This window comes from Nocardia sp. NPDC006044 (assembly GCF_042871115.1).
Classification (GTDB): domain Bacteria; phylum Actinomycetota; class Actinomycetes; order Mycobacteriales; family Mycobacteriaceae; genus Nocardia.
On the sequence record NZ_JBIAID010000003.1, the window covers coordinates 352,779 to 363,801 of the forward strand.

At 67.0% G+C, this 11,023-nt stretch carries 14 protein-coding genes; 8 read left to right on the forward strand and 6 right to left on the reverse strand.

Features of this window, described 5'->3' with window-relative positions:
- The first annotated feature begins 193 nt into the window (after positions 1 to 193).
- Together ACFYO1_RS26270 and ACFYO1_RS26275 are read left to right on the forward strand one after the other, a co-directional pair.
- Complete coding sequence (locus ACFYO1_RS26270; protein ID WP_387236220.1) at positions 194 to 1,228, forward strand: hypothetical protein; 1,035 nt, start codon at positions 194 to 196, stop codon at positions 1,226 to 1,228.
- A gap of 99 nt (positions 1,229 to 1,327) precedes the next feature.
- Complete coding sequence (locus ACFYO1_RS26275; protein WP_387236223.1) at positions 1,328 to 1,492, forward strand: hypothetical protein; 165 nt, start codon at positions 1,328 to 1,330, stop codon at positions 1,490 to 1,492.
- A 103-nt stretch (positions 1,493 to 1,595) separates the two neighbouring features.
- Here the strand turns inward: ACFYO1_RS26275 and ACFYO1_RS26280 are convergent, their stop codons facing one another.
- Both ACFYO1_RS26280 and ACFYO1_RS26285 read right to left on the reverse strand, forming a co-directional pair.
- Entirely contained in the window at positions 1,596 to 1,991 is a 396-nt protein-coding gene (locus ACFYO1_RS26280) for a hypothetical protein (RefSeq protein ID WP_387236226.1), read from the reverse strand.
- Between the two features lie 270 nt (positions 1,992 to 2,261).
- Complete coding sequence (locus tag ACFYO1_RS26285; RefSeq protein WP_387236229.1) at positions 2,262 to 2,879, reverse strand: TetR/AcrR family transcriptional regulator; 618 nt, start codon at positions 2,877 to 2,879, stop codon at positions 2,262 to 2,264.
- Between the two features lie 134 nt (positions 2,880 to 3,013).
- Here ACFYO1_RS26285 and ACFYO1_RS26290 point away from each other — a divergent pair, with 134 nt between their 5' ends.
- Positions 3,014 to 3,895, forward strand: a complete 882-nt coding sequence (locus tag ACFYO1_RS26290; RefSeq protein WP_387236232.1) for an alpha/beta fold hydrolase — start codon at positions 3,014 to 3,016, stop codon at positions 3,893 to 3,895.
- Positions 3,896 to 3,904: 9 nt separating this feature from the next.
- On the opposite strand, the gene ACFYO1_RS26295 is transcribed toward ACFYO1_RS26290, so the two are convergent.
- Positions 3,905 to 4,585: a nitroreductase gene (locus tag ACFYO1_RS26295; protein ID WP_387236235.1), complete on the reverse strand. Its 681-nt coding sequence runs from the start codon at positions 4,583 to 4,585 to the stop codon at positions 3,905 to 3,907.
- A gap of 102 nt (positions 4,586 to 4,687) precedes the next feature.
- Between ACFYO1_RS26295 and ACFYO1_RS26300 the strand changes: the two genes are divergently transcribed.
- The gene (locus tag ACFYO1_RS26300; RefSeq protein ID WP_387236238.1) at positions 4,688 to 5,266 is read left to right on the forward strand and encodes a TetR/AcrR family transcriptional regulator; all 579 of its coding nucleotides are present in this window, start codon (positions 4,688 to 4,690) and stop codon (positions 5,264 to 5,266) included.
- A gap of 69 nt (positions 5,267 to 5,335) precedes the next feature.
- Positions 5,336 to 6,106 (forward strand): MerR family transcriptional regulator, encoded by a 771-nt coding sequence (locus ACFYO1_RS26305; protein ID WP_387236241.1) that lies wholly within the window; start codon positions 5,336 to 5,338, stop codon positions 6,104 to 6,106.
- Between the two features lie 209 nt (positions 6,107 to 6,315).
- On the opposite strand, the gene ACFYO1_RS26310 is transcribed toward ACFYO1_RS26305, so the two are convergent.
- Positions 6,316 to 7,089: an MBL fold metallo-hydrolase gene (locus tag ACFYO1_RS26310; protein WP_387236244.1), complete on the reverse strand. Its 774-nt coding sequence runs from the start codon at positions 7,087 to 7,089 to the stop codon at positions 6,316 to 6,318.
- A 71-nt stretch (positions 7,090 to 7,160) separates the two neighbouring features.
- Between ACFYO1_RS26310 and ACFYO1_RS26315 the strand changes: the two genes are divergently transcribed.
- The 3 genes from ACFYO1_RS26315 (at position 7,161) to ACFYO1_RS26325 (ending at position 8,991) form a co-directional block, all read left to right on the forward strand.
- Positions 7,161 to 8,123, forward strand: a complete 963-nt coding sequence (locus ACFYO1_RS26315; RefSeq protein WP_387236247.1) for a GlxA family transcriptional regulator — start codon at positions 7,161 to 7,163, stop codon at positions 8,121 to 8,123.
- A complete protein-coding gene (locus ACFYO1_RS26320; protein ID WP_387236250.1) occupies positions 8,120 to 8,635 on the forward strand; it encodes a gamma carbonic anhydrase family protein in 516 nt (171 codons plus the stop codon). The genes ACFYO1_RS26315 and ACFYO1_RS26320 overlap by 4 nt, the downstream gene beginning before the upstream one ends.
- Positions 8,636 to 8,805: 170 nt before the next feature.
- Positions 8,806 to 8,991, forward strand: a complete 186-nt coding sequence (locus tag ACFYO1_RS26325) for a hypothetical protein (RefSeq protein WP_387238576.1) — start codon at positions 8,806 to 8,808, stop codon at positions 8,989 to 8,991.
- Positions 8,992 to 9,015: 24 nt separating this feature from the next.
- Here ACFYO1_RS26325 and ACFYO1_RS26330 read toward each other — a convergent pair whose 3' ends face one another.
- On the reverse strand, positions 9,016 to 10,011 hold the full coding sequence (locus tag ACFYO1_RS26330; RefSeq protein WP_387236253.1) for a GAF domain-containing protein: 996 nt from the start codon (positions 10,009 to 10,011) through the stop codon (positions 9,016 to 9,018).
- A 102-nt stretch (positions 10,012 to 10,113) separates the two neighbouring features.
- Positions 10,114 to 10,926, reverse strand: a complete 813-nt coding sequence (locus ACFYO1_RS26335) for an SDR family NAD(P)-dependent oxidoreductase (protein ID WP_387236255.1) — start codon at positions 10,924 to 10,926, stop codon at positions 10,114 to 10,116.
- Between the last annotated feature and the right edge of the window lie 97 nt (positions 10,927 to 11,023).

Genomic DNA, 11,023 nt, shown 5'->3' on the forward strand with positions numbered 1-11,023 from the left:
CACCGCCCCAGAGATGGGCGCTAGGGCCACCGATGAACCGCCGACAAGTAACCGATGGGCAGCACAGGAAACGCCTGCCGGACAACAGATGCCCATACCTGCGGCCCGAGAGATCGATACTCGAGGTATCAGTGGACCGGCAACGAGTAGCCACTGGGAATCGTCGGCAATGCCTGTCGCACAATTGGATTCGATGCCGGAGACCACCTCGGGATCAACCGGGCGGCGCAAGTGGGTGTGGCTCGCACTGGCCTCGGTGCTGGTACTGATCGGGTCGGCCCTGACCGGCGGCTACTTTCTGCTCCGCCCCGAACCTATCGCCCTGGCGGTCGGCGACTGCGTCACGCTCGACGTCTCGGGACCGATCGAATACGGCTGCGCGGACGGAAAAGCGTTGTACCGCATCACCGCCCGCGAATCGGTCGTATGGCCGCTGGAGTCGGCATGCATGAAGTACCCGGACGTCACCAAGGCCGTCGGCGACGTCCCGAGCCCGAACCCCGGGGTCGTACTCTGCCTGACCCCGACACGCTTCAACACCTCAGACCCGGGCGCGCCGCAAGCCGGCGACTGCGTCGAGATCACCGGCGCGGGTGACACGGTGAGCCGAATTCCCTGTGCGGCCAACAAGGAAACCAAGGTGCTCAGCACCGAGTTGCATCGCCAGGTGCCGGTGACCGATCAGGCCTGCCGCGATCAACCGCAGGCCCGGCAAGCGTTCGCGCAGGCCTCGCTCGGCGGGCGCGCGATCGTGCTGTGCACGTTCATCACCGACCCGCAGAACATCGACTCGGCGCAGGTGAACGATTGCACCAACAAGGATCTGCGCAAAATAGTGCGGTGCGAGACACCCGAGGCCAACCTTCGCGTGCTGACCGTCCGCGCACTGCACCAACGGCCGACGAAGCCACAGTGCCCAGATGTGTTCGGCGCCAACGCCTTCTCGATGACCCACAACGAGAAAACCGATCTGGTGCTGGCGATCTGCCTGGGCCCCTCCGACAACAACGCCGTCATCTACGCCAAGGTCGGCGACTGCGTCGTCTCCGGCGGCACCGGCCCTGCCGACCGCTCACGCCGCACCGACTGCGCCGACCCGGCCGCCACCCACCAGGTGATCGACCGTCACGACTCCAACGACGGCAACTGCCCCGCAACATCACCCGCCTGGATCACCTTCGATCCAGGCGTAACCAACGGAGCGACGATCTGCCTCACCCGTAAGTAGCGCAAGCCAGGTCGTCGGTGGCTGCCATCACGCATTGCGAAGGGGGTTTCGTGCTCCCGCGTTGCGGTGCTTCGATTCTCGGCACTGTCGACAAGCTCAGTGCGGTGGTGCGCTTCGCGCGGCGTGGTGGAGCGCTTCGCGGAGCGCGGTGAGGACCTTCTTCTCATACTCGGACTCTCGATCGAACTCACCCTGCGGCAGGACAAGGACCTCGTCTATGTGCCCACCCGGCTCGGCATCAGCCTGGACGAGAACGTCAGGTAGGAGCGCGCGACCAGCAGGCACGCGGAAGTCGTTGACGCAGCGCACCATTCACTGCGGTGAACACGCATTCAGGTGAGTACAGCGCGGACGTGTCCGCCCGGCCTCAGCCCAGCGTGACCACCTTCGCGGTGCCGGATATCACGGTGTTGACGTGGTCGACGAGGGCGGCCCGGACCTGGACCGTCTGGCCCGGTCCCAGGGGCGCTCCGTCCAGGGTGACGACAGTGCTCTGCTGTTCGCCGGTGCAGTTCACCTCGGTCTGCTCGCCGATAGCCGAGGGACCGTCGGCTTCGGGAGCGCCGACCATCACTTTGACCGCGGCGACCTCGGCCCGGTTGTCACAGCTGTAATTGACCCGCACGTTCACCGGGCCGAGGCCGTCGACATCGATGGAGTTGGCGGCGAGAGCGGGGGCCGAGGTCGAGACAATGGCCAAGGTCATTGCGCCGAGAGCGGCTGCGACGAGGGCTGGACGACGGTAGTTCCGGGTGGTGACCATGGATCTTTGTCCTCCTGGGTAGTGGAAGTAGATCGCGGGACACAATCGGTGAGGAACTCGTACCGGATGCCCATGTTGCCGCATGGCTAATCATCAGCAACGAGTTTTGCGGGGAATACACCCTGGCGCCGCCGTCCAACAGCGTGCATCCGGCCTGGCCGGACGGTCATCGGGGACTATTCGGCCGGAAGTCCCGGAAGGCGTCGAGATTCTCGGCCAGGAAGGATTCGAGGGTGCGCGGCGGTCTATAAACCCGTCCACTTCGCTCGCTCAGCTGGAGCGAACCGCTCTACCGTGCGGCGTTTCCGGCCCGAGGATGCGGTCCAGGAGATGGTCGACGAGGACGAGGGCGGCGTCGGCGGTGCCGTAGCCCTGGAGCATGCCCTGGGCGAGGCCGCCGATGGCCATGGCGATGAGTTCGGCGTCGAGTTCCGGGTTACCGACGAGCCGGGTTCGGCGGAGCTGGCCGGCGACGATGGTGACCAAAGCCCTTGGCGCGGCGAATGTTTCCTCAGCCGCAATGCCCTGGCCGGTGATCGCGGCCCAGCCGAAGGCGCCGAGGACGATCGTCTCGGCTCGGCGTTGATCGTCGAGGGGAAGCAACTCGGTCAGGACCGCGCGGATGGCGTCGCGGGGCGCGGGGTCGGAACCGAGGGCCGTCCAGCGTTCGGCGAAACGCGCGCCGGCATCTTCCATGACCGACCGGTGCGTCGCGAGGAGGAAGTCCCGCTTGGCGCCGAAGTAGTACTGCACGAGCCGGACCGAGATCCCGGCCTCGGCGGCGACGGTCTGAAAAGTGACGGCTTCGAGGCCGCCGCGCACGATGACTTGCCTTACGGCATCGGTGATCTGGCGTCGCCGGACCTCATGGTCGACCAATCGTGGCACGAAACCTGCCGCCTTCCCTTCCCGCCGGAGAACCCTGAGCCCTAGATGGTACGCACGTATCGCTTCCGTGATACGGCCATATCATTTTATGTGATACGGTCATATCGTAAAGACGAAGTAAAGGGGAGGCGCTCATGCCGAAGATCGGGAAATTCACCAACGACGAGGCGCAGGCCACGTTCGCGCGCATCTACGACACCGTGGCCGCGCAATGGCCGGTGCCGTCGGAAGACCTCGATGTCGAAACATCTTTCGGGACAACGCGAGTGCGCAAATCCGGGGCCGGAGCGGGCGCGCCGATCGTGCTGCTGCCGGGCATCGGAGGCAACGGCATGATCTGGTATCGGTTCATCCGCGAACTGACGCGCGACCGAGTCGTATATACGCCCGACGTCATGGGCTGGGCGGGGCGCTGCAAGCAGACCGCACCGCTACACAATGCGGAAGACGTCGCGAAATGGCTGGCCGAGACGCTCGACGGCCTCGGCGAGGATCGAGTCCACCTCGCCGGAAACTCCTACGGCGCATGGCTGGCCGGGACCGTCGGGGTGTTCCATCCCGACCGCCTGGCGAGCCTGACCATGTTCGAACCGAGCGGAGCGACCTTTACCAAGCCGAGTTGGGGGCTGCTGTTCAAATTCCTGAAGGTAGGCCTACGGCCAACCCCTGAACGAATGCGAAAGTTCAATGAGTGGCTGACGCCCGGTCTCGAGATGACCGACGACGAGTTCGCACTTGTCATGGCGCTGTTGAAGTTTCGATCGGGTGTGCCGTGGGACCGTCCGTTCACCGACGAGCAACTGGCCGGCATCACCGCACCGAACCTCATGCTCTTCGGCGCCGAAACGGTGATCAACGATCCCGAGCGGTGCGCGGTTCGCGCCCGCGCACACATCCCGTCGGTCGAGATCGAGATCTATCCGGGCATCGGGCACGATCTGCTGTGGGCCAACCCGGACCAGGTGATTCCGCGCTTCCAGGACTTCATCGCCAGCCACGATCAGGTCCGGGCATGAACCACTGGTTCACGAGTGGAATCGAGTGGTCTCACTGAGATCGGCGCGCGGCACCGTGACGGCATTGGCCCCAGCCGAGGGGTCTGCGTAGCCAAAAGAGATGCCGAGCAAGACCTTTCGGTCCTCGACACCCAACTCGGCACGAATGGTGTCGGCGTAGAAACTCAATAGCCCCTGCGGGCAGCTGGCGATGCCGTACGCGGTCATCGCCAGCATGAGCGTCTGCGCGTAGATGCCCACGTCAGCGGCCATCCGCACCTCGGCATTGGCGGCGGTGAACAGTAGCGCGACGTGCGGAGCGCCGTAGAAGCGCAGGCTCTGGGCGTTGTAGGCCTCGCGTCCGGCGTGGTCATCGCGGGCGATGCCGACCGCTGTGTACAGCCGCTCCCCCGCGTGTTGCCGTCGCCGCTGGTAAGTGCCGCGATAGAGATCGTCGCTATAGGGGAAGTCGAGCGAGAGGTGGTTGCGCGAGTGCGCGGCCACCAACGCGTCGGCGAGGCGATCGCGGGTCGCGCCGCTGACCACCTCGATGTGCCAGGGCTGGGTGTTGGAGTTAGAAGGTGCCGCACCGGCCAGCGAGAAGACAGCTCGCAGCGCGTCCTCGGGCACCGGGTCTGGAAGAAACGCGCGGGTCGCTCGTCGTCCGCGGATCAGGTGTTCGGCGTATTCGGGCTGGTAGTCGATGATCATCGCCTCGTGTCCTGGTTGTTCCTAGGTAAACGAGATCGTTTACCTAGGAATGGACCCTAGCGGAGAATCCGTCATAGGTAAACGGCAACGTATACTTAAGCTGTGATCGACGAACACGAAACCGCCCGACGCCGCGGGCGCGGCGGACACGAGCGCATCCTGGCGGCCGCCACCTCGCTGTTCGAAACGCAAGGAATCAACACCACGAGCATGGAGCAGGTCGCCGCGCAGGCTCCGGTCTCCAAACGCACTCTCTATCAACACTTCCCGACCAAGGATCAGCTGGTGGTGGCATACCTGGGCCACCTCATCGAGACCGGTCGCACGATGGACGGCGTGCTGGACCGCGCGGATCTGCCGCCCAGGCAGCGACTCCTGGAGTTGTTCGCCGTGCCGGAATCCGCGGGTCCCATCCGGGGCTGCCCGTTCATCGATGCCGCGGCCGAGTTCCCCGATCCGGAAAGCCCGGTGCACGCCTACACGAAACAGCAGAAACAGCGCTTCGCCGGGCGCATCACCGACCTCTTACGCCAACTCGGCGCGGCGCACCCCGAAGTCCTCGGCGAGCAGCTCGCGATCCTCGCCGACGGCGCCGCCAGCCGATCGATGGTGCTCAACGATTCCGCGCCCGGCAGCCACGCCCGAGCCGCCGCCGAGGCTCTGCTCGATGCCGCCTCCTGAAACCGTGAGGCACCGCGTCCGATTCCGCACCTTGACCCTCCCGCGACGTGAGGCCGCACAGTGACAGACATGGAACCCATCGAGCACACCGTCGGCGTAGTCGCCCAGTTGACCGGGGTATCGGTCCGTACCCTGCACCACTACGACGAGATCGGCCTGCTGCACCCCAACGGCCGCAGCGCGACCGGATACCGCCTCTACAACACCGCCGATCTCGAACGGCTGCAACGCATTCTGTTCTATCGCGAACTCGACTTCGGCCTAGACGACATCGCCGCCCTGCTGAACGACCCGGGTTTGTCCGACGAAGACCACCTGCGCCGCCAGCAGGACCTGCTGACCGATCGGATCACCCGCCATCGGTCCATGCTGGCCCTGATCGACAAGGAATTGACCGCCCGCAAGGCCGGTATCACCCTCACTCCCGCCGAACGCCTGGAAGTCTTCGGCGGCGACCGCCTCATAGACGCCGCCGACGAGGCCGAACGCCGCTGGGGCCACAACCCGGACTTCACCCAGCGCCGGGAGCGCAGCGCGCAGTACAGCAAGCAGGACTGGCTCGACCTGCGCGCCGAACAGCGCGACATCCATCAGCGCCTCGCCGACGCCATGCACACAGGAACTCCGGCCGACGACGAGGCGGTCATGGACTTGGCCGAACAGCAGCGCCGCCATCTCGAAAAGTGGTTCCACGACTGCGATTACGACACGCATCTCCGCCTGGCCGAGGACTACCGTGCCAATCGCCGGCTCGGGCGCAACTACGACGACATGGCGCCGGGGCTGTCCCAATACATCCACGACGCGATCGCGGCGAACTGCCGACGCCACCAGCAGTGAGGACAGCGGGGCCGCACGCGTGAGGACGGTTCCGCCTCGCACGTAAGGCCCGGCTCCACGCACGGGTAAGACTGAGTCGTCCCCCTGCTACCCCGGCGGGCGGGACCGGCCAGACGCTTTCAACCGGCCGGTCCCAGCGGACAATACTCGCGCCAACTCGCACCGATGCCCCCGAATCAGGGCGAAATTGTCCGCCCAGACCGGCACCTTCAGACAGTGATCTCCTCGCCCAGCGGCGGAATCCGCAACTGCTTCTCCCGCCCGGCGTACGCGAACAGCAGACCCAGCCGGTCGAGCGTCTCGCTGAAATGCACCCACCCTTCGCCGTGCACCGGCACGATCACCGCGTCGCCGAGCAGTTCCGCCGCCTGAACCGCGGTCCGCGCGTTCAGCGTGAGGTCGATGTCGCCGAAGTGCCCGACGTTCGCCGCGCCGACGAACAGCACCGCGGCGTCGATCTGCCCGATCCGCTCGACGATCTGCGCGACCCGGTCGACCGAGGCGTTGTCCCCCGAGACGTACACGGTCGGCTGACCATCGGCCTGCAAGACGAACCCGGTGACGATCCCGGTCACCGATTCGCATCCTTCCGGCCCGTGCAGCGCGGGCACCCCGGTGATCCGGACGTCGCCGATCGTCACCGACTCCCAATTCTCCAGTCCGCGAACGCCATTGATCCGTTCGGCGGCGCCGGGCGTGGACAGCACGGCCCCGGCGGTCTGCAGGAACTCGCGCCCGGCGTTGTCCAGGTTGTCGGCGTGCTCATCGTGCGAGAGCAGCACCACGTCCACCGCACCGACCTGCTCCGCGGACACCGCCGGGCCGACGAGCTTGTGCAGGGTGACCGGCCCCGACGGGTAGTCGCCGGGCTCGTCGAAGGTGGGGTCGGTGAGGAAGGTGAGGCCGGCGTACCGGAGGCGCACGGTGGGTCCGCCGATGTGCAGAACGTCGAGCTGGTTAGTGGTTTCGATCGTGTCGGTCATGGCTTAGAGCTTGTCAACGCGTCGACGCACCCAACAGTGGCCCGAGAGCCGCCTACCGATAAAATCGGGCCATGCATACTGTGGCTGTACTCGCCTATGACGGCATGAGCCCGTTCCATCTGTCCGTGCCGAGCCTCGTCTTCGCCCGGGTCGGCATCGGCGGGAAGGCGCCCTATCAGGTCGACGTCTGCGCGGAGAAGCCCGGAACCCTGCGCACCCCAGCCGGTTTCGACATCGAGGTCCGCCACGGACTCGATCGGCTGGTCCGCGCGGACACCGTGATCATCCCCAGCTGGGAACGCGATATGCCGCTGTCCGCCGAGTTGCGCGCCGCCCTGCACCACGCGCACACGGCCGGCGCGCGGATCGTCGGCCTGTGCCTCGGCTCGTGGGCGATCGCGGTCAGCGGACTGGCCGACGGCCGCGAGGTGACCACCCACTGGGCCGGCGCCGCCGCCTTGGCCCGCGCCTGCCCGACGGTCCGGGTGCGGGCCGACACGCTCTGGTCCGACCTGGGCGACGTGATCACCTCCGCGGGCGTCGCCGCGGCCCTCGACTGCTGCCTGCACCTGGTCCGCAACGACCTCGGCAGCCGCGCGGCCACCGAGCTGGCCCGGGACCTGGTCACCGCGCCGCACCGCAGCGGCTCCCAGGCCCAGTACATCCCGATCGCGGTCCCCGACGCCACCGACGACGACCCGATCGAACGCGCGATGGTCTGGGCCAGAACACATCTCGGCGAATCGATCGATCTCGACGGCTGGGCCAGGGTCGCGCTCATGTCCCGGCGCACCTTCACCCGCCGCTTCCGTGATCGCACCGGCAACAGCCCGCAGCAGTGGCTGCTGCACCAGCGCGCCGACCGGGCCCGGCTGCTGCTGGAAACCACCGACGACACCATGGAACGCATCGCCACCGACACCGGCTTCGGCACCGCGGTCAGCCTGCGCCACCACTTCCACCGCATCCTCGGCACCAGCCCGGCCGCCCACCGCGCGTTGTTCCAGGGCGCACGGCTAGGTTCGTCGGCATGAGGATTCAGATCGGCGAGTTCGCCCCGGAGATCGATGACGCGGCGTGGGTCGCGCCCAACGCCACGGTGATCGGCCGGGTGCGGCTCGCGGCCGAGGTGAGCGTCTGGTACAACGCCGTGCTGCGCGGCGACCTCGAGCAGATCACCGTCGGCGAGCGGACCAACATCCAGGACGGCTGCGTGCTGCACGCCGATCCGGGCTTCCCGCTCACCGTCGGCAGCGGGGTGTCGGTGGGCCACAACGCGATCCTGCACGGCTGCACGGTGGGCGACGACGTGCTGGTCGGCATGGGCGCGACCGTGCTCAACGGCGCGGTGATCGGCGCGGGCAGCCTGATCGCGGCCAACGCGCTGATTCCGGAGGGCGCGCAGATTCCGCCCGGGTCGCTGGTCGCCGGAGTACCGGGTAAGGTGCGGCGCGAACTCAGCGAGGCCGAACAGGACGGCATTCGACTGAATGGGGCTGTGTACCTACACAACACGGCGAATCACCGGGCCGCAAAAGAGGTGTGAGACAGAGCACACTGATCAAGCGACCAGTAGGAATCGCTGATAACATTTTGCCAGCGTGCCCGGTGACTCGGGGTCTCCTGCCGATACGGTAGTCGTGGCGGCTTGTAGCGCAGTGGATAACCCACGCGGGTCGGTGGGTCCGGAAGCGTGCAAGGCAGGAGGTATCGGTGATGGTCTACGTGCAGTCGAGTATGCACCGGTCCATGGGGCGGATCAGCCTGGCCGACATCGCGGCCCAGCCGGGTGGTGTCGAGGCATTACAGCGACGAGTCCATGAATTACGTTCCAGCGGCGTAGATTTCGCCGCGAACGCGATCGAGCAGGAAATGGCGGCGCTGGACTTACCGCGTCAGTGACCGCCGGTCCACGGTCATCGCCGGCTATTCGGCGGCGGTGACCGTGGCCAGTCCGGCCGTGGTGTGCTGATCCAGCACCATCAGCGCGGCCCGCACCCGAACCTTTTGCCAGCCGCCGTCGATCCGGCGCAGCCGCAACGTGCCCTCGGCGCGATGCCGGGCCAGCTCGCGCGTCATCTCCAGCGCGGCCGACAGATCGTCCGGATGGATCTGCGGTGGCGGCTGGCCGGGCAGATCCGCCCAGGCGATGCCGGGCATCGGCGCGCCGATCCAGCGAATCAGTTGCAGCGAGCGCAGATTCACGATCGCGCGATACTCCCCCGGCGCCGTCGACGCCTCCAGCAGCTGATACTCCAGGATCATCGGCGGCGGGGCGGCGGGCACCGCGATCGCCTCCCCGATGTCCTGGGTCACCCCGCGGAACAACACCTCCCGGCGGCCGTCCGCATCGACCTCGACGATGATCCGGCAGGCGAAATGTCCTGCGCGCAAGGCCTCGTCGTCGCGGCGGACGGTCCACACCGCCTGATGCTCGGTACCCGGCGCGGAATTCACGATCTTCGCCAGCGCCTCGCTCTCGTCCCGATTGGTGACCAACCGGGTGAACGCGCCCGCGATGGCCAGTTCGGCCTCCCGGTCCTGCGGCGCGACGCCGTACAGGTCGAGCAGGTCCACGCTGCGCACCGACCGATTGGTGGTGAGGTTGAAGTACCACGCCCCCACCGGTTCTCGCGGCGGCAGCGGCTCCTTGACCGGACCGACCCACAGCCGGACGGCGTGCGCCCGCTCCGGCGAGATCAGCAATGGCTCGGCGCGCACGGCGCGGCGTCCGTCGTCCGAGACCCGGTCGACCACGGACCGAGACGAACACGCCTGTGCGAGAGCGGCTTCCGCGTCCGCGAGCGACAGTGGGTTACGCAGGATATTGCTCAGCGGCACGAACGATTTGGGCGCGGCGCCGAACGCGATCACCTTGCCCGGCGGGCCGGAAAAGCATTCGACCAGGATCCATTTCGCCATCAGTCGCGCCCGATCGATCGCGCAAAATCGTTTGCCGTCGCGAGAAGTGTTCGACCAGTTGACATTTCAATCACCCGTTCCCGATCGCGCACGGTTGCGCGGTCAGGAACGAAATACCATGTCCAGCACCCGTTCGTGATATGAGCCCGCGAACCTTGTGACCAGATCCACAAGCAGGGCGTCCAGTCCGACCAGCACCTTGGCCTCGCCGCGCGCGGCTCCGCGCAGGATCGTCCTGGCCGCCGCGGCGGGGCTGGTGCGCGCGACATGCCCCTCGAACCGCCGGGCCACCGCCTCGGCGTCGATGCCGGGCGCGACCAGTGCCGACCGCGCGATGGTGGTGAGCACCCCGCCGGGATACACCGCGGTCACCCGGACCTTGCCGCCAGCGGCGCGCATGTCCTGGCGCAACGAGTCGGTGAATCCGCGCACCGCGAACTTGGCCGCGTTGTACGGCGCGTGCTGCGCCATCCCGACCAGCCCGAACGCCGAGGATGTGTTCACCACGTGCGCCTGCTCGGCGGCCAGCAGATACGGCAGGAACGCCTTGGTGCCGTTGACCACTCCCCAAAAGTCGACGTCCATCACCTGCTCGAAATCGCTGAACGGCGACTCCGCCACCCCGCCGACGTGCAGGATTCCGGCATTGTTGAACAGCGCCTCGACCCGCCCGAAATGCGCGACGGTAGCCGCCGCATGCGCCAGCACCGCGGACCGGTCGGTGACGTCGAGCGTGGTCACCGCCGGTTTCTCTCCCAATTCGGCGCACCGCCGCCCGGTCTCGGCGACCGCGTCGGCCGATTTGTCCGACAGCGCCAGCAGCGCGCCGTCCCGGGCCAGCGCCAGGGCCAGTTCGCGGCCGATGCCCGAGCCGGCTCCGGTGATCGCCACCACTCGGTCCGCGAAATACGCCACCGCTCAACCCTTTCCAGCGTGAATACATCCAAATCGGATATCCATGAAGGCTAACCAGACAATGCCGGAGGCGCGACCTATGCCGCATTCCGGCGAT

What these genes read in the sequence shown, in the direction of transcription:
- ACFYO1_RS26290 (WP_387236232.1), top strand. Translation starts at nt 3,014, where the DNA reads ATGCCGAAGATCGGGAAATTCACCAACGACGAGGCGCAGGCCACGTTC.
- ACFYO1_RS26330 (WP_387236253.1), bottom strand. Translation starts at nt 10,011, where the DNA reads ATGGCGAAATGGATCCTGGTCGAATGCTTTTCCGGCCCGCCGGGCAAG.
- ACFYO1_RS26295 (WP_387236235.1), bottom strand. Translation starts at nt 4,585, where the DNA reads ATGATCATCGACTACCAGCCCGAATACGCCGAACACCTGATCCGCGGA.
- ACFYO1_RS26305 (WP_387236241.1), top strand. Translation starts at nt 5,336, where the DNA reads ATGGAACCCATCGAGCACACCGTCGGCGTAGTCGCCCAGTTGACCGGG.
- ACFYO1_RS26270 (WP_387236220.1), top strand. Translation starts at nt 194, where the DNA reads ATGCCGGAGACCACCTCGGGATCAACCGGGCGGCGCAAGTGGGTGTGG.
- ACFYO1_RS26315 (WP_387236247.1), top strand. Translation starts at nt 7,161, where the DNA reads ATGCATACTGTGGCTGTACTCGCCTATGACGGCATGAGCCCGTTCCAT.
- ACFYO1_RS26320 (WP_387236250.1), top strand. Translation starts at nt 8,120, where the DNA reads ATGAGGATTCAGATCGGCGAGTTCGCCCCGGAGATCGATGACGCGGCG.
- ACFYO1_RS26310 (WP_387236244.1), bottom strand. Translation starts at nt 7,089, where the DNA reads ATGACCGACACGATCGAAACCACTAACCAGCTCGACGTTCTGCACATC.
- ACFYO1_RS26325 (WP_387238576.1), top strand. Translation starts at nt 8,806, where the DNA reads ATGGTCTACGTGCAGTCGAGTATGCACCGGTCCATGGGGCGGATCAGC.
- ACFYO1_RS26280 (WP_387236226.1), bottom strand. Translation starts at nt 1,991, where the DNA reads ATGGTCACCACCCGGAACTACCGTCGTCCAGCCCTCGTCGCAGCCGCT.